This window comes from Armatimonadota bacterium (assembly GCA_031459855.1).
GTDB classification, from domain to species: Bacteria; Sysuimicrobiota; Sysuimicrobiia; order Sysuimicrobiales; family Humicultoraceae; genus Fervidifonticultor; species Fervidifonticultor primus.
The window spans coordinates 2,405,587-2,420,695 of sequence record JAVKHP010000001.1; the positions used below are offsets into that span (position 1 = coordinate 2,405,587).

Consider the following 15,109-nt stretch of genomic DNA (forward strand, 5'->3'; position numbering starts at 1 on the left):
AGGGGTCCCATGGTGGATCGCGACGAGATCGTCGACGTCCTGGCCGGGTTGGCGCTGTTCGCCGACCTGTCACGACCGGAACTGGAGGCGGTCGCCCACACCTTCGAGGAAGAGTGGTTCACCGAAGGCCAGCGCATCCTCCGGCAAGGGTTCTCGGGCGCCAACTTCTACGTGATCCTCGACGGTGACGCGGCCGTGCGGATCGACGGCGTGGAGCGCGCCACGCTGCGGCGCGGGGACTTCTTCGGTGAGGTCTCGGTGCTGCTGGGCGAGCCGCCCACGGCCGACGTGGTGGCGCTCCGGCCGCTACGATGCATCGTCCTGGGCGGCCCGGAGGTCGAGGGGTTCCTGCTGGCCCATCCGCGGGTGATGTTTCGCATGCTGCAGGCGCAGGCCCGGCGGCTGCGCGCCGCCAACCGGTGGCGGAGTTGACCGCGCGCCCCTACCCGCCCGGACGGTACCCTCTGATCATCGTGGGCACCGGCCCGGGCGGCCTGCAGCTGTCGTACGCGTTGCGGCGGCTTGGCATCGGCCACGCCGTCCTGTCGGCCGACGACCAGCCGGGCGGGATGTTCCTGCGCTACCCGCTGTTCCAGCGCCTCAACACCTGGTCGAAGCCCCACGCCCCGGCCGATCCGCGCACCCATCCCTACGCGTGGTTCGATTGGAACAGCCTGGTGGCCGACGAGCCGGCCCATCGCTCGCTGGTCCTGGAGTTCATGGACGGCGCCTCCTACTTCCCCGCCCGCACCGAGATGGCCGCGGGCCTGGGGGCGTTCGCCGCACGCGTGGGCGTCGATGCCCGCTACGGCGTCCGGTGGGAGCGCACGCGGCGGGAGGACGATGGCTTCGTGCTGGAGACCTCGGACGGCGAGTACCGCACCCCCGTGGTGGTGTTCGCCGTGGGCATGGCCGAGCCGTGGAAGCCCCCGATCCCGGGGCTCGAGCGCGTGCCGCACTACGTCGAGGTGGGACCCGCCCACACGCACGCGGGGCAGCGCGTCTTCATCGTGGGCAAGCGCAACTCCGGCTTCGAGGTCGCCGACGCCCTCCTGCCGTGGGCGCGCCAGATCATCTTGGGTTCGCCGCGGCCGCCGGTGCTCTCCGTGTTCGCGGGCGGCGCCGGCGTGCGGGCCAAGTACATCGTGCCCTACGAGGACTACGTCCTGGGCGGCGGCGTCTGGATCCTGGATGTTGCGATCGCGCGCGTGGAGCGGTTCGCCGATGGCTGGCGGGTGCACACCGAGGGCCGCAGGACCGGCGTGCGCACGTTCGAGGTCGATCGGGTCATCGCGGCCACGGGTTTCGCGGTGCCGCTGGGCGACCTGCCGCAGCTGGGGGTGGCCACGTTCACCCAGGGACGCCTCCCGCGCATGACCCATTTCTGGGAGAGCCCCACGGTGCCCGGTATCTACTTCGCGGGCACGATCACGCAGGGCGCGCCCGGCATGCGCAAGTACGGGTATCCGGGCAACTCGGCCGCCGTCGGCGGCTTTCGCCACAACGCGCGCGTGCTGGCCGAGCACCTGGCCAGGCAGCGCTTCGGGCTGCGCCTGCCGCAACCGCGCCTCGCCCCCGCCGACGTCGTGCCCTACCTGCTCGCCCAGGCCACCCACGCGCCGGAGCTCCTCAACCAGCGGGGCTACCTGGCGCGGGTGGTGACGTTCGACCCGGCGTCGGGCATCACCGACGCGGGCATCGTCCCGCTGGCGTGGTTCGTCGACGCCGACGGCCCGCCCGCAGTGGCCATGGCCGTGGAGGTGGACAGCAGCAACGAACACCACCCGGTGGCCTACCTGCGGCACGGCGGCAGCGTCTCCGAGCACGTGCTGCCGGGCGGTCCGCTCCCCGAGTTCGAGGGGCGCGAGCACCGCGCGGCGCTTGCTGCGGTCCTGGCGGGCGTGCTGTAGCACGTCCGCCCGACACCGGAACGCCGCGACCTGCTGCGGGACGCCGCGGCCTGCTGGTGGACGGTGTTACTGATGCACTGACGGGGTTGCGGTCGCGGTCCGCAGGCGCTGGGCCATCCCGCGCAGCAGAGCCAACGCGATCTTGGGATGGCGCTCGAGGACCTTCGCGAAGTCCCAGGAGGCCAGCGCCAGGCAGGTGGTCGGCTCCTCGGCCACCACGTGCGCCACCCGCGGCTGCTGGTCCAGGATGGAGAGCTCTCCGAAGAAGTCGCCCGGACCCAGACGCGCCAGCGTCTGGTGGCCGCGCACGACGCGGGCGTGGCCGTCGACGATCAGGTACACGCCCGTCCCGACCTGTCCCTGGCGCACGATGTACTGCCCCGGCGCGTACGCGATGTCGACGGTCTTGGCGGCCACGGTCGCCAGGGCCCGTTCGGAGAGGTCCGCGAACAGCGTGACGCCCCGCAGCAGCTCGATCTTGCGCTTCCTGGTCAGCGGCACGCAGCACAGTTCGACAGCGCACGGCGGCGGGTCCTGCCACCGGGCGGCTCCGTCCGTCGACCTCTCCCGGCAACGTCGCCCCGTCGGCCTCGCCACGCCTTGGGACGCCGGCGCACGCACCAGCCAGCGCCCACCCGCACTCCTGGGCGTCGACGAGCGCCGTCTCTCGATCCGCGACACCGGCGTACGCATCTGCCGGGCGTCCACGGTGCGCCCGGCAGGTCCTCGAGGCTCCTATCGCGTCAGCGCTCCCGGAACGAACCCGCGCAGCACCTCGTCGCAAACCTTCTGCTCCGTGCGCCACCGTTCCAGGGCGCCGGCGCAGACGACGTAGTGCAGCCGCTTCGGGCCCGTGACCAGCAGGCCCACCGACGCCCACTCGCGGCCGCCCGTGGCGCCGGTCAGCTCGAACCGGTACCAGGCGATCTCCTCGTTGCCGCGCGGCGCGCGCTGGAAGCCCGACACGCCGTGCATGGGCAACAGCGACATCGCCAGCCGGCGCACGTCGATCTCGTGCAGGGGGCCCGGGTCGTCGCGCGTCATGACGACCAGGAAGTCGACGGCGGTCTGCTCTGGAGGCTGCCCTTCCGGGGGCGCCTGAGGGAGGAACCACACTCGTCGCCCGCCGTCGGTCTCCACGCGATGCCAGGTCGCGGGATAGGGGACGGTGTAGCCGAACTGCGGGGAGGTATAGGACGCCAGGCGCGGCCCGCCGCCGCATCCCGCGGTCAGGACCGCTGCGGCCAGCGCCGCCAGGCCGCACGTCACGGTCGAGGGAGACCGCCAACCACCCACGCCCACGGAGGTGTCCTACGCCGCGCACGCCGCGATCCCTTGTGGCCTACCACCGCGCCCGATCGCAGCTTGCCACGTCGTGACACGGGCGGCATGATGGCAAGGGAGGCTTCGCGATGATCACCGTGCGCATCGATCCATCGGTGGCCCCGCACCTGCAGCTGGCGGTGATCGAGGCCGATGGCGTGTCGGTCACCGAGCACGACGCCACCCTCGGGCCGGAGATCGAGGCGGTCACCGGGCGGCTGCGCGCGGCGCTGGCAGGGCGGCCGCCCGCGGCGATCCCTGGCCTGCGGCCCGCCCGCGAGCTCTACCATCGCATCGGGATAGACCCGACCAAGGTTCGCCCGTCGTCCGAAGCCCTGCTGCGGCGGGTGCTGCGGGGCGAGGGCCTGCCCCGGATCAACTCCCTGGTCGACCTGAGCAACCTGTGTTCCCTGGAGTTCCTGTTGCCCATCGGCCTCCACGACGTCGACCGCCTGGCCGGCGACGAGGTGACGGTGCGTCGCGGCCATCCCGGCGAAGGCTACGAGGCCATCGGGAAGGGCTGGTACAGCGTGGATGGGCGCCTGGTGGTCGCCGACGCCCAGGGGCCGTGCGGCAGCCCGACCAGCGACTCCCGGCGCACGATGATCACGCCACAGACGCGCCGCTGCCTGATGCTCGTCTACGCGCCGTCGGACTACGCCACCGACCGGCTGGACGCGCACGCCGCTGTCGCAGCCGACCGACTGCGGCGCGTCGCCGGCGGGACCATCGTGCAGGTCCGCGTCCTCTGACGCTGGCGGCGATGCGGGCGGCGTTGCTCTGGCAGCCTGCACCGATCGAGACCGCGCCGCTGGTAGTCGGTGACCGGCCCACGCCCGACCCGGGCCCCGGGCAGGTCCGCCTGCGGGTGGCCGTGTGTGGCATCTGCCACACCGATCTGCACGTGGCCGAGGGCGACCTGCCGCCGCGCCGCGCGCCCACCGTTCCCGGGCACCAGATCGTGGGCGTGGTGGACGCCATGGGGCCGGGCGCGGCCGCCGCGGGCCGCCGGATCGGCGAGCGCGTCGGGGTCACGTGGCTGGCGTGGGCGTGTGGGGCCTGCGATGCCTGCCGGCGCGGCGACGAGAACCTCTGCGCGCGCGCCCGATTCACGGGCTACGACGTGGACGGCGGCTTCGCGCAGTACGCGCTGGCGGACGCGGCGTTCGTGGTGCCCCTGCCCGGGGTCTTCGACGACCGCCATGCCGCGCCGCTGCTGTGCGCGGGCGTGATCGGCTACCGGGCGCTACGCGTGGCCGGGGTGCGGCCGGGCGAGCGGCTGGGGCTGTTCGGCTTTGGTGCCTCCGCGCACCTGGCGATCCAGGTCGCCGTGAGGTGGGGCTGCGAGGTGGCCGTCGTCTCCCGCGGTGCCCACCACCGTGACCTGGCCGCCGCGCTCGGCGCGCGGTGGACCGCAGCGCCCGGCGAGGCGCTCCCGCAGCCGCTGGACCGCGCGGTGGTGTTCGCCCCGTCCGGCCAGGTGGTGGTGGAGGCGCTGCGCGCCGTGCGGCCGGGCGGTGTCGTGGCGATCAACGCCGTGACGCTCGACCGGATCCCCGAGATGCCCTACACCCTGCTGTACGGCGAGCGGGTGCTGCGCACCGTGGCCAACCTGACCCGTCGGGACGCGGTGGAGTTCCTGCGGCTGGCCGCCGAGATCCCGGTGCGGGTCGAGGTGGAGCCCTTCCCGTTGGACGCCGTCAACGAGGCGCTGGCCCGTCTCAAGCGCGGCGCGCTACGCGCGGCCGGTGTCCTCCAGCTCGACGGTTGAGGCTAGGCCGCCCGCCACTTGATGGTGCAGCCACGCGGCGGGGTCGTCGCCGGCTCGGGATCCCGGCCGGCCAGCAGGGCCTCGATGGCGTCCCGCAGGTAGTGCGCCCGCACGGCCGCCGGATCCTCGACGTTGTCGTCGGGCGCCCCGTGGTAGCGGAGCTCGCGGTTGCGGTCGAACAAGAAGACCTCCGGGGTGCGGGTGGCGCCGTAGCGGCGCGCCACCTCCTGCGTCTCGTCCACCAGGTAGGGGAAGGGATACTGCTTCTCCCGCGCGCGCCGCTGCATCGCCTCGAAGGAGTCGTCGGGGTACGCGACCGGGTCGTTGCTGTTGATGAGCACGAACTGGACGCCGCGGTCGGCGTACGCACGCTGCAGGGCGATGATCCGGTCTTCCCAGGCCTTGACGTACGGGCAGTGGTTGCACCAGAAGATCACGCCCAGCACCACCGCCCCGGCGAACTGCTCGGGCGTGACGATGCTCCCGTCGGTTGCGCGCAGCGCAAACGGCTGGAGTCGCTCACGCAGTGCCAGTGCCATGCGCACCCTCCTGTGCAGGCAGCCGCCGTCGGCGCAGCGCGGCGCGGAGCATGACCACGGTGGGGAGCGGCGAGAGCCGGCCGGCCTCGGTGCGGTACGTCCGGCACGTCAGGACGCCCCGGGCCTGGGCGCTCTCGGGTTGCACGTCCTCGCCGTCGAGGCGAATCGTGGGCGACCCCGGGAACGCCAGGCGCACGGCGTCCTCGGGGGTCTCGACCCGCACGACCTCGATGGGGACGTCCACCCCCTCTTCCCGCAGCGCCTGGCGCAGGCGCGCCAGCGCCTCCTCGTGCGAGGGGCACTCCTCCCAGTACAGGAACTCCACCTTCACGTCCGCGGTAGGCTCCTCCGCGGCAGGCTCCGTTCGTCCTGGCCCGCGGGTCCGCCGCTCGGGCGACGGCGCTGCCAGTTTAACCAATACAACGCCCGGTGCGCACGGCCTGTTCCCGGATGCGTGCCCCTCGCGACCACCTCCGAGCCTCCTGGCCGTCCGCCGCGGGCCCGGTCACGCGGTCGGCGGTGCCGGCGCGTCCGCTGCTGGCGCGGGGAGGCGGATGCCGCCCGGTCCTCCTCCCGCCGGCACGGCGCGTGGCCCGCTCCTGCAAAGTGGCCTGAGCCCTTCCCCCGGGCGTCTTCGGCTGCGGTGCTACCGGGTCGTGCAGTTGAGGCAGTGGCGGGACAGCACCAGCACCAGGTGTCCGTCGACCCGGCCCAGCCCCGCCACTTCCGTGGAGCTCTCGCTCTGCACCTCGCGCCAGAACGGCCGGCCGTCGACCAGGACGAAGGCGATGCGGCTCCCGACCTGGCCCCAGTCATAGTAGAGGACCAGCTGGTGGACGAGGCCGGCGTCGTCGACCGTGGCGGTGAGCGCGTAGGGCGGTCCGGGCCGGACGATCGTGGCGCGACGTGCTGGCGTGTGCAACCAGCGCGCCAGCGCCCGCCGGGTCGCGGGATCGTTCACGGAGGCCCCCTGGCCGTAGCGCTGCATCGCCTCGGTCACGATGTCGCGCCGGACGCCGCCCAGCACGTAGCGACCCGCGCGCTCTTCGAGCACGAAGATGTCCTGGGTAGGGAGGAAGTCGGCCAGGCGCTGTTCGGTCTCGATCAGGTCCACGACCGCTTTCCGGATGGCCGGGGTGAACGGCCGCAGGAGGAACGGCACGTCCAGCTGGTGGACGGTTGCCCGCCGCTCGCGGGGTGCGCCGCTCGCCGGGCGCGCCTCCAGGTAGGTCCCCTGTGCCCGAACCGTCACGCGCCCTGTGGACAGGAAGAGCACGACGGTGGCCGTGAAGTCGGCCGTCAGCGTGTACGGCTGGGGGTGGGGGTCGACAGCGACGCGCGCGAGGAGAACGTCGACTGTCAGGGGCTGCGCGAGCGCGGGACCGGCCAGCACCAGCACCGCCACGACCGCTCTCCGGCACGCGCCCGTGGTCATGACGGAGCCGATTATACCCTCGCCGCCACGCGCTGTGGAAGGTCGGGGCGCTGCGCGTGGCCCCGCCTGGCATGAGGGGCCCGGGGTGCGGGTATAATGGGGACTGAGGCTGCGCGACCTGCGTCTGCGCGGCCGTGAGGGAGTGCATGCGGTACACCGACGCCGACCTGCGATTCCTGGCCCAGGTCCTCAGTGGGGGCGACCCCCGGGAACGCGAGGCGTACCTGCGCCGGTGGCGGCAGGATCCGGAGCGCGTGGAGGAGCACCTCGACGACGACCGGATCATCCGCCGGCTGCGGGCCGACGACCAGGCGGTGCTCGAGCTCTCGCCCCGGCTGCTGTTCACCATCCTCCTGCGGCGGATCCGCCGCGACCTGGCGGAGATTCCCTACACCGTGGAGCGGGTGGAGCCCGATGGGCGGTTGGTGGTCTTCGACGCGGGCGTCGTGCGCGACTGGCTGGCGGCCGAGGAGATGTTCCGGTACCTCGTGGAACTCCTGGTCTCCTTCGAGCGCGTCGAGACCGTCACCGTGCACCGGACGCAGCCCGTGCGCGAGGTCCGGCGCCTGAACACCCTGAACATCGACGACATGGTGGAGCTGGCCGGCCTGGTGGAGCCGCCGCTGCAGCCGCTGGTCTTCCGGCGCATCGGCGATCTCGCCCTGTTCACCAGCGGGCTGTTCGGCGACGCCATCGTGGGCGCACGACGGTTCCCGCTGGCGCTCGCCGTGAGCGCGCGGGGGATCCGCCGCCACCGCCTGGAGGACTACGAGGAGGCCGGCCGGCGGTTCTACCGGCTCGCGGCCGACCGGTTCGACGAGAGCCGCCCCGACCTGGCCCGCATCCTGGCCCGCCTGGCCGACGAGTTCACCATCGCCCGCAAGCCCCTGGCGGTGCTGTCAGAGCGCTACATCAGCTGGGCACGTCCGGGGTGGGCGGCTGGCGGCCTGCACCCCGGCGGACAGCTGGCGTAGGGCGCCGGACGCCGAACCGGTTCCAGTGCACCAGCGCCTCCAGGGGTTTGCGGCCGCGCCCGGCCACGACCGTCAGGATCAGGCGTTCGACGCGGCTGCGGTCGCGCGGCGCGGGGTAGCCCAGGGCGATCGCCGGCGCGAGCACCCGGTCTGCGGGGATCGCCAGCACGGTTCGGGCCTGGGCGTCGCGGTGGAGCGTCGCCGGGCAGGACGCCACGCCCAGGCTCCAGGCCGCCAGCATCATGTTCTGGGCGGCCCGGCCCGCATCGAAGAGGGCGCGGCGGTCGTCCAGCACGATGACGACCGCCGCGCCAGCGCGAGCCAGGTGGCCGGCGAACCTGCCGCACCGACTCAACCGACGCAGCAGGTCGCGGTCGGTCACGGCGACGAACTCCCATGGCTGTCGGTTGCGCGCGCTGCCCGCGCGGCGGCCGGCGTCCAGGACACGCAGCAGCACGGCCTCCTCCAGCGGCCGGTCGAGGTAGGTGCGCAGATCGCGTTTGCTCGTCACGCAGCGATAAGCGTCCATCTGGCGGGATGATACCATGACCGTGCACCGTGCCGCCCTGGCGCGCGACGAGGAGCTGACGCTGCGCGTCGACCGCCTCGCCTACGGTGGCCGCGGCGTGGCGCGGGTCGACGGGCTGGTGGTGTTCGTCGAGGGCGCCGCGCCGGGCGACGTGGTCCGCGCGCGCGTGCGCAGAGTCCGGCGCACCTTCGCCGAGGCCGCGACGGTCGAGGTGCTCGAGCCGTCGCCCGCGCGCACCGTGCCCCGCTGTCCCCACTTCGGCCCCTGCGGGGGGTGCGCGTGGCAGCACATCGACTACGCGGCTCAGGCGCAGGCCAAAGAGGCCATCGTGCGGGAGAGCCTGACGCACCTGGGCGGGATCGCGACGCCGCCCGTGCGTCCCATCGTGGCGGCGGCCGACCCGTGGTACTACCGCAACAAGATGGAGTTCTCGTTCCACCCGGTGGGCACCCTGGGACTGCACCGGCGCGGCGACTGGAACGCCATCGTCCCCATCGAGACGTGCTACCTGCAGTCGCAGGTGTCGGCGGCGCTGGTGCGGGCGGTGCGCGCCTTTGCCCAGGAGGCCGGGGTGCCGCCCTACGATCCGCGCACCCACCGCGGGCTGCTGCGCGCGCTCGTGGTGCGGGAAGGACGCGGTACGGGCGACCGGCTGGTGGGCCTGCTCACCGCCCCAGGGCCCTTCCCGCAGGCCACGGCCTTCGCGCGGGTGGTGCGCCAGGTCGCACCGGACGTCACCGGCATCGTCCGCGGGGTGGTGCCCGGGGTGGCAGACGGGGCGCCGGTGGAGGCCGTCGAGCCGATCGACGGCCGACCCTTCCTGGAGGAGGTCCTGGCCGGCCTGCGCTTCCGGATCGGGCTGGAGACGTTCTTCCAGACTAACACCGCGCAGGCGGCCCGCATGGTCGAGTACGTCGTCGCCCGCGCGGCGCCGCGGCCGGGGCACCGGGTCTTCGACCTCTACTGCGGCGTGGGCACGTTCGCGCTGGCGCTGGCACGGGCGGGCGCGACGGTCGCCGGGGTGGAGGCCGTGCCCGCGGCCGTCGAGGCCGCGCGGGCCAACGCCGCGCTGAACGGGCTGGCAGGGCTTGACGTCCGTACGGGCGACGTGCGGCTGGTGCTGCCCGACCTCACCGCGGCCTACGGCCCGCCCGACGTCGTGGTCCTCGACCCGCCGCGCTCGGGGGCCGGCGGCAAGGTGATGCGCAAGATCGGGCGCACCCGCGCCCGGCGGGTCATCTACGTCTCGTGCAACCCCACGACGCTGGCGCCCGACCTTCGGGAATTGCTCCCCTTCGGCTACCGGTTGATCGAAGTGCAGCCGTTCGACCTGTTCCCGCACACGTATCACGTCGAGGCCATCGCGGTCCTCGACAGGCACGAAGGAGGGTAGCGTGAGCGTCGTCGATCTGATCAAGCGCCGTCGCAGCATTCCCAAGATGCGTCCCGACCCGGTGCCGCGCGACGTGCTGGAGCGCATGCTGGACGCCGCCGTCTGGGCGCCCAACCACCGGCTCACCGAGCCGTGGCGGTTCTACGTGCTCCAGGGCGACGGCAAGCGGCGCTTCGCGGAGATCCGGCGCGCCGTGCGCGCGGCGGCGCTGCCCGACCCCGAGGCGCCCGAGGCGCAGAAGGCCCTCGAGCGCGTCTATCAGGACACCCTGGCCACGCCGGCCGTGATCGTCGTCACGGCCCACCAGGCACCCGACGAGGAGACGCGCCGTGAGGACGAGTACGCGACGTTCATGGCCATCCAGAACATGTTGCTGGTGGCCGCCGAGGCCGGTGTCGGCACCTACATGCGCACCGGCGCGGCACTGATGGACCACCCCGACCTGCGGGCGCTGCTCCAGCTCGAGGACGACCGGCGGGTGGTGGCAGTGGTCTACGTGGGCTACCCGCAGGAGGTCCCCCAGAAGCGGCGGACCCCGGCGATGGAGCGCACGGTGTGGCTGTAGGGCTCGCCGGCGCCCGCGCAGCGCGGCCCGTAGCACGTTACCGCGAGGGGGTCTGCACGGTCCAGGTGCGGTAGAACGCGGCGTCGTCCAGCTGGCCGCGCAACCAGCTGTCGAGGTGCGGCACGGCGATGGTCACGGCAAGCGCGATGCGGCCGCTCGGCCGCGCCGCACGCACGGTGATCTGGTCGAGGGCCAGGCGCGGGTTCGCCCCCGGTGCTGCGACGCGCGCGATCTCCCGCCGGAGCGCCGCCGGCGTGGCGTCCGTGCGCGTGAGGTAGACGACATCGGCGCGGCGCGCCCCACCGGTGGCCCGCCGGTCGGTGATCGCCAGCGCCAGCACCCGGAAGCCCTGGGCTTCGAGCGCGCGCCGGTAGTCGCGCGCCAGCACGGCGTCCAGCGCCGCGTCCGGACCGGTGGCAGCTACCCCCTGTGCCCACGCGGTGGCGACCAGCACCGCGGCGGCCACCAGCATCCCTCGCGCGCGCATGCTCGGGGAGTTCGCCGCCGCCGCGCCGCCTCCCGCTACTGCGCGCTCGCGGCCAGCGCGCGGATGCCCCGGGGCGCGCCGTGCGCACCCGCAGCCGCCCGCGTCCGCGGCCGTACCAGCGCGCCTGCACACGCGCGGGACATGCAGGAGGCTCTTGCGGTGGCGCGAAGGGTACCTTCACGATTCACCGGGAGAGGCGGTGGATGGCGCGTCCACGAGTCTACGTCACACGGCGCCTGCCGGCGCCGGCGATGGAACGGCTGGCAGCGGCGGTGGAGGTGGCGACGTGGCCCGACGACGACTACCCGCCGCCGCGCGACGTGTTGGTCCGGGAGGCCGCGGCGTCCGACGGGCTGATCGTTCTCGTCACCGACCGCATCGATGGCGCGCTGCTCGATGCCGCGCCCCGGGTGCGCGTGGTGAGCAACGTCGCCGTCGGCTACGACAACATCGACGTGCCGGCGGCCACGGCGCGGGGCGTGGTGGTGACCAACACGCCCGGCGTGCTCACCGAGACCACGGCCGACTTCGCGTTCGCCCTGCTGCTGGCCGCGGCCCGACGGGTGGCCGAGGCCGATCGCTTCACCCGGGCCGGCCGCTGGACGAGCTGGGGCCCGCTGTTCTTCGCCGGGCTGGACGTCCACGGGCGGACCCTGGGGCTCGTGGGGCTCGGCCGCATCGGGACCGCGGTGGCGCGGCGCGCGCGCGGGTTCGACATGCCCGTGCTCTACTACAGCCGCACCCGCAAGCCCGACGTGGAGCGCGCGCTGGGGCTGGAGTACGCATCGCTGGACGACCTGCTGCAGCGTGCCGATTTCGTCAGCATCCACGTGCCGCTGTCGGCGCAGACCCGTCACCTGATCGGGGCGGCGCAGCTGCGCCTGATGAAGCCCACGGCCATCCTGGTCAACACGTCACGGGGCGCGGTGGTCGACCAGCGCGCCCTCTACGACGCGCTGGTCCGCCGCCAGATCTGGGCCGCCGGCCTGGACGTCTTCGAGGAGGAGCCCATCGCGCCCGACGACCCGCTGCTGACCCTGGAGAACGTCGTGGTCGCGCCGCACATCGGCAGCGCCACGGTGGCGACCCGCACACAGATGGCCCTGATGGCCGTGGAGAACTGCCTGGCGGTACTCGACGACCGGCCACCGCCCCATCCGGTGAACCCCGAGGTGTGGGCGCGGCGCCGGGAGAGGAGGACGGAGCCATGAAAGGACGCGTCGGTCCCTACCTGGTGGTGCTGGCCGTGGTGGTGGTGCTGGGGTTGTACTATCGCGCCCGACAGCAGCCGGCGCCCCCGGCCGCGCCGGTGCAGCAGCAGCCGCAGCCCGCCGCGTCGCCGGCCGCGGCGTTGCCCGACCTGGGCGGCCGCGAGCTCAAGATCGGCAGCGACACGACCTATCCGCCCTTCGAGTTCGTCGACGAGAACAAGAACATCGTCGGCTTCGACCCGGACCTGCTGGCGGAGATCTGCCGGCGGGTCAACTGCAAGGCCACCTTCGTGACCACGGCCTGGGACGGCATCTTCGTCGCCCTCAGCCAGGGGCAGTTCGACGCCGTCGCCTCGGGCGTGACCATCACCGAGGAACGCCAGCAGACCGTGGACTTCTCCCAGCCCTACCTCACCTACGGCCAGGTCGTCCTGGTGCGCCAGGACGAGGCGTTCATCAAGGGCGTCGACTCGCTGGTGGGCAAGACCGTGGCCGTGCAGACCGGCACCACCAACGACGAGAAGGCCTCGGCCCTGCAGAAGGAGGGCAAGGTCGGCACCGTGCGGCGGTACGAGACGTTCGCGCTGGCCGTCCAGGCCCTCGTCAACCGCGACGTGGACGCGGTGATCATCGACTCGTACGCGGCCGATGGGTTCATCGCGTTGCACGCCGGCCAGCTCAAGAAGGTCGGGGAGCCGTTCACCAGCGAGGCGCTGGGGATCGCCATCAAGAAGGGCGACACCGCGCTGAAGGACGCCTTCGACGCCGCGCTGGCGCAGATGAAGGCCGACGGCACGCTCGAGCGTCTGTACCAGAAGTGGTTCGTCGAGCGGGCGCCGGGGAAGCAGTAGCCCGCGGCCGGCTGGCCCCGATTCCGTGGGAGCGGGTGCCGTGGTGGGTGCTCGTCCTGCTGGTCGCGGGGCTGGGGGTCGCGCTCCAGGTGGCCACGTCCGCCGTCTACCGCGAGACGCTGCGGTTCCTCTGGGACGGCGTCCTGCTCACGCTCCACCTGTCGGTGGCCGCGTTCGCGCTGGCGCTGGTGGTGGGGCTCATCGCCGGCCTGGCACGCCTGTCGGCGCACCCGGTGCTGTACACCGCGGCCACCCTCTACGTCGAGGTCGTGCGGGGCGTCCCGCTGCTGGTCCTGCTGATCTACATCGCGTTCGTGGCGGCGCCGGTGGCTTCCGACGTCCTGGCGGGTCTGGCGCAGGCCCTCGGCCTGCCGGGGCTGGCGCGCTGGCTCGCCGCGGTCATCCGGAGTGACGTCAACCGCGCCGTGCTCGGGCTGGGCATCGGGTACGGCGCGTACCTGGCGGAAGTCTACCGGGCCGGCATCCAGGCGATCCCGCGGGGCCAGGTGGAGGCAGCACGGTCGCTGGGGATGACCTCCGGGCAGGCGATGCGCCTGGTGGTGTTGCCCCAGGCCGTGCGGATCGTCCTCCCGCCGCTGGGCAACGACTTCATCGCCCTGCTGAAGGACTCGGCGCTGGCGTCGGCCATCGCGGTGCCAGAGCTGACGCAGGCGGGGCGCCTGCTGTCGGCCCGCACGTTCCGGGCGTTCGAGACCTACAACATGGTGGCGTTACTCTACCTGCTGATGACGCTGGCGGGGTCGGCGGGCGTCCGGCTGCTGGAGCGATGGGCGAAGACCGGCCGGTAACCCGCCCCAGCGGGCCGGATGTCACGCAGGGGGCCGCGTCACCCACCCACGGTGGCCGGGCCACGTCGCCGCAGCCCGGGCGCGCGCTGGCGCCCCGCAGCCGGGCCCACGCAGGCGGGCAGCGCCCAAAGGGGACGGGCCTGGTCCTGCGCGACCTGTTGCCGCCGGCGGGGCCACGCGAGCTGCTGCCCGTGCGGACGCTGGTCGACCTCGCTGTCCTCGCCGACCGGCTGGGGTACGACAGCCTGTGGGTGCCGGAAGGCCGCGGGCGCGAGCTGTGCAGCCTGCTGGGCGCCATGGCCCGCGCGACGCGCCGCGTGCGTCTGGCCACCGGCATCATGCCGATCTTCTCGCGCCCGCCGGCGCTGGCGGCCATGGCCGCCGCGACGCTTGCCGACCTCACGGCCGGGCGGTTCGTGTTGGGGCTGGGCACCGGTCACCCGAGCATCGTCGAGGACGGGTACGACCAGGCCTACCGCCGGCCGCTGGACGCGATGCGCGAGTACGTGGAGATCGTGCGCCGCGCCCTGCGCGGGGACCGCGTGGCCACCAGCGGCCAGGTCTTCCGCGTGCGCGACTTCCAGCTGGAAGCGCCACCGTCCCACCCGGTGCCGATCTACGTCGCCGCGCTCGGCGAGCAGATGCTGCAGCTGGCGGGGCAGGTCGCCGACGGGGTGATCTTGAACTGGATGGGCCCTGCCCGCGCCGCCTGGGCGGCCGAGCGTGCACGCCGCGCCGCCCGGGATGCCGGCCGGGATCCGAATGTCGTCACGGTCGTCTGCTTCGTGCGCGCGGCGGTCACGCAGACACCGGAGGTGGCGTGGCGGGTGCTGCGCCGTCTGGTGGCCACCTACGCCGTCATGCCCGCCTACAGCCAGATGTTCGCCGCCGCGGGCTACGCCGGCGAGATGGCCGCGGTGGAAGGGGCGTGGGCCCGTGGCGGGGTGGACGCCGCGGCCGCAGCGCTGTCGGCGGAGTTGGTGGCCGAGCTGGGCGCGGTCGGAGACGCCGCCGCCTGTCGGGCGCGCTTCGATGCGTACCGCGCGGCCGGTGTGGACGTCGTCGCGGCGTACCCGTTTCCGTTCGGGGCCGACGCCGCGGCGTCGCTGCGCGAGACGGTGGACGCGCTGGCACCCCGGCAGGCCCCGCGGTCGTGAGGCGCTGCGCGGTGGCGCGCCACGCGACAGGCAGCCATGCGGGCCGCGAGGGCTGCATGCGCGGCAGGTGCTCAGGCGCGTGGCGAGGGCGCTCTCCGCGGCAGGAGGGGAGGTGCGGGCGGTGGTACTGACGTCTGGCAGCGACACAAGCCGCA

At 73.5% G+C, this 15,109-nt stretch carries 18 protein-coding genes; 11 read left to right on the forward strand and 7 right to left on the reverse strand.

Annotated elements, in window-relative coordinates; genetic code table 11:
• Positions 1 to 9 precede the first annotated feature (9 nt).
• Together QN157_11005 and QN157_11010 are read left to right on the forward strand one after the other, a co-directional pair.
• Positions 10 to 432, forward strand: a complete 423-nt coding sequence (locus QN157_11005) for a cyclic nucleotide-binding domain-containing protein (protein ID MDR7556120.1) — start codon at positions 10 to 12, stop codon at positions 430 to 432.
• Positions 429 to 1,910 (forward strand): NAD(P)-binding domain-containing protein, encoded by a 1,482-nt coding sequence (locus QN157_11010; protein ID MDR7556121.1) that lies wholly within the window; start codon positions 429 to 431, stop codon positions 1,908 to 1,910. Before QN157_11005 ends, QN157_11010 begins: the two co-directional genes overlap by 4 nt.
• 66 nt (positions 1,911 to 1,976) lie before the next feature.
• On the opposite strand, the gene QN157_11015 is transcribed toward QN157_11010, so the two are convergent.
• Complete coding sequence (locus tag QN157_11015) at positions 1,977 to 2,411, reverse strand: cyclic nucleotide-binding domain-containing protein (protein MDR7556122.1); 435 nt, start codon at positions 2,409 to 2,411, stop codon at positions 1,977 to 1,979.
• Between the two features lie 234 nt (positions 2,412 to 2,645).
• Positions 2,646 to 3,179, reverse strand: coding sequence for a hypothetical protein (locus tag QN157_11020; protein ID MDR7556123.1), 534 nt, complete (start codon positions 3,177 to 3,179; stop codon positions 2,646 to 2,648).
• 143 nt (positions 3,180 to 3,322) lie between these two features.
• Between QN157_11020 and QN157_11025 the strand changes: the two genes are divergently transcribed.
• Together QN157_11025 and QN157_11030 are read left to right on the forward strand one after the other, a co-directional pair.
• Positions 3,323 to 3,985 (forward strand): phenylalanine--tRNA ligase beta subunit-related protein, encoded by a 663-nt coding sequence (locus tag QN157_11025; GenBank protein ID MDR7556124.1) that lies wholly within the window; start codon positions 3,323 to 3,325, stop codon positions 3,983 to 3,985.
• A gap of 11 nt (positions 3,986 to 3,996) precedes the next feature.
• A complete protein-coding gene (locus QN157_11030) occupies positions 3,997 to 5,004 on the forward strand; it encodes a zinc-dependent alcohol dehydrogenase family protein (protein MDR7556125.1) in 1,008 nt (335 codons plus the stop codon).
• A 2-nt stretch (positions 5,005 to 5,006) separates the two neighbouring features.
• Here QN157_11030 and QN157_11035 read toward each other — a convergent pair whose 3' ends face one another.
• The 3 genes from QN157_11035 to QN157_11045 form a co-directional block, all read right to left on the reverse strand.
• Complete coding sequence (locus QN157_11035) at positions 5,007 to 5,543, reverse strand: thioredoxin family protein (GenBank protein MDR7556126.1); 537 nt, start codon at positions 5,541 to 5,543, stop codon at positions 5,007 to 5,009.
• Positions 5,524 to 5,874, reverse strand: a complete 351-nt coding sequence (locus QN157_11040; GenBank protein ID MDR7556127.1) for a hypothetical protein — start codon at positions 5,872 to 5,874, stop codon at positions 5,524 to 5,526. The genes QN157_11035 and QN157_11040 overlap by 20 nt, the downstream gene beginning before the upstream one ends.
• A gap of 315 nt (positions 5,875 to 6,189) precedes the next feature.
• Positions 6,190 to 6,948 carry a hypothetical protein gene (locus QN157_11045; protein MDR7556128.1) on the reverse strand — a complete coding sequence of 253 codons (759 nt, stop codon included), beginning with the start codon at positions 6,946 to 6,948 and terminating at the stop codon, positions 6,190 to 6,192.
• 176 nt (positions 6,949 to 7,124) lie between these two features.
• Here QN157_11045 and QN157_11050 point away from each other — a divergent pair, with 176 nt between their 5' ends.
• Positions 7,125 to 7,952 carry a hypothetical protein gene (locus QN157_11050; protein MDR7556129.1) on the forward strand — a complete coding sequence of 276 codons (828 nt, stop codon included), beginning with the start codon at positions 7,125 to 7,127 and terminating at the stop codon, positions 7,950 to 7,952.
• On the opposite strand, the gene QN157_11055 is transcribed toward QN157_11050, so the two are convergent.
• Positions 7,891 to 8,463: a nitroreductase family protein gene (locus QN157_11055; protein MDR7556130.1), complete on the reverse strand. Its 573-nt coding sequence runs from the start codon at positions 8,461 to 8,463 to the stop codon at positions 7,891 to 7,893. The genes QN157_11050 and QN157_11055 overlap by 62 nt on opposite strands.
• 34 nt (positions 8,464 to 8,497) lie before the next feature.
• On the opposite strand from QN157_11055, the gene rlmD reads away from it, so the two are divergent.
• Both rlmD and QN157_11065 read left to right on the forward strand, forming a co-directional pair.
• Complete coding sequence (gene rlmD / locus QN157_11060) at positions 8,498 to 9,874, forward strand: 23S rRNA (uracil(1939)-C(5))-methyltransferase RlmD (protein ID MDR7556131.1); 1,377 nt, start codon at positions 8,498 to 8,500, stop codon at positions 9,872 to 9,874.
• Position 9,875: 1 nt separating this feature from the next.
• Positions 9,876 to 10,439: a nitroreductase gene (locus QN157_11065; protein MDR7556132.1), complete on the forward strand. Its 564-nt coding sequence runs from the start codon at positions 9,876 to 9,878 to the stop codon at positions 10,437 to 10,439.
• 37 nt (positions 10,440 to 10,476) lie between these two features.
• Here QN157_11065 and QN157_11070 read toward each other — a convergent pair whose 3' ends face one another.
• Positions 10,477 to 10,926, reverse strand: coding sequence for a hypothetical protein (locus QN157_11070; protein ID MDR7556133.1), 450 nt, complete (start codon positions 10,924 to 10,926; stop codon positions 10,477 to 10,479).
• 203 nt (positions 10,927 to 11,129) lie between these two features.
• On the opposite strand from QN157_11070, the gene QN157_11075 reads away from it, so the two are divergent.
• The 4 genes from QN157_11075 to QN157_11090 are packed head-to-tail and all read left to right on the forward strand — an operon-like array spanning position 11,130 to position 14,954.
• Complete coding sequence (locus QN157_11075) at positions 11,130 to 12,137, forward strand: D-glycerate dehydrogenase (protein MDR7556134.1); 1,008 nt, start codon at positions 11,130 to 11,132, stop codon at positions 12,135 to 12,137.
• Complete coding sequence (locus QN157_11080) at positions 12,134 to 12,988, forward strand: basic amino acid ABC transporter substrate-binding protein (protein ID MDR7556135.1); 855 nt, start codon at positions 12,134 to 12,136, stop codon at positions 12,986 to 12,988. The genes QN157_11075 and QN157_11080 overlap by 4 nt, the downstream gene beginning before the upstream one ends.
• A 35-nt stretch (positions 12,989 to 13,023) precedes the next feature.
• Positions 13,024 to 13,797: an amino acid ABC transporter permease gene (locus QN157_11085; GenBank protein ID MDR7556136.1), complete on the forward strand. Its 774-nt coding sequence runs from the start codon at positions 13,024 to 13,026 to the stop codon at positions 13,795 to 13,797.
• Positions 13,776 to 14,954 carry an LLM class flavin-dependent oxidoreductase gene (locus QN157_11090; protein MDR7556137.1) on the forward strand — a complete coding sequence of 393 codons (1,179 nt, stop codon included), beginning with the start codon at positions 13,776 to 13,778 and terminating at the stop codon, positions 14,952 to 14,954. The genes QN157_11085 and QN157_11090 overlap by 22 nt, the downstream gene beginning before the upstream one ends.
• Positions 14,955 to 15,109 lie beyond the last annotated feature (155 nt).

Excerpts from the sequence above, each read along its gene's own strand:
- QN157_11080 (MDR7556135.1), top strand. The coding sequence starts at position 12,134 with ATGAAAGGACGCGTCGGTCCCTACCTGGTGGTGCTGGCCGTGGTGGTG.
- QN157_11075 (MDR7556134.1), top strand. The coding sequence starts at position 11,130 with ATGGCGCGTCCACGAGTCTACGTCACACGGCGCCTGCCGGCGCCGGCG.
- QN157_11070 (MDR7556133.1), bottom strand. The coding sequence starts at position 10,926 with ATGCGCGCGCGAGGGATGCTGGTGGCCGCCGCGGTGCTGGTCGCCACC.
- rlmD (MDR7556131.1), top strand. The coding sequence starts at position 8,498 with ATGACCGTGCACCGTGCCGCCCTGGCGCGCGACGAGGAGCTGACGCTG.
- QN157_11025 (MDR7556124.1), top strand. The coding sequence starts at position 3,323 with ATGATCACCGTGCGCATCGATCCATCGGTGGCCCCGCACCTGCAGCTG.
- QN157_11050 (MDR7556129.1), top strand. The coding sequence starts at position 7,125 with ATGCGGTACACCGACGCCGACCTGCGATTCCTGGCCCAGGTCCTCAGT.
- QN157_11090 (MDR7556137.1), top strand. The coding sequence starts at position 13,776 with ATGGGCGAAGACCGGCCGGTAACCCGCCCCAGCGGGCCGGATGTCACG.
- QN157_11005 (MDR7556120.1), top strand. The coding sequence starts at position 10 with ATGGTGGATCGCGACGAGATCGTCGACGTCCTGGCCGGGTTGGCGCTG.
- QN157_11030 (MDR7556125.1), top strand. The coding sequence starts at position 3,997 with ATGCGGGCGGCGTTGCTCTGGCAGCCTGCACCGATCGAGACCGCGCCG.
- QN157_11035 (MDR7556126.1), bottom strand. The coding sequence starts at position 5,543 with ATGGCACTGGCACTGCGTGAGCGACTCCAGCCGTTTGCGCTGCGCGCA.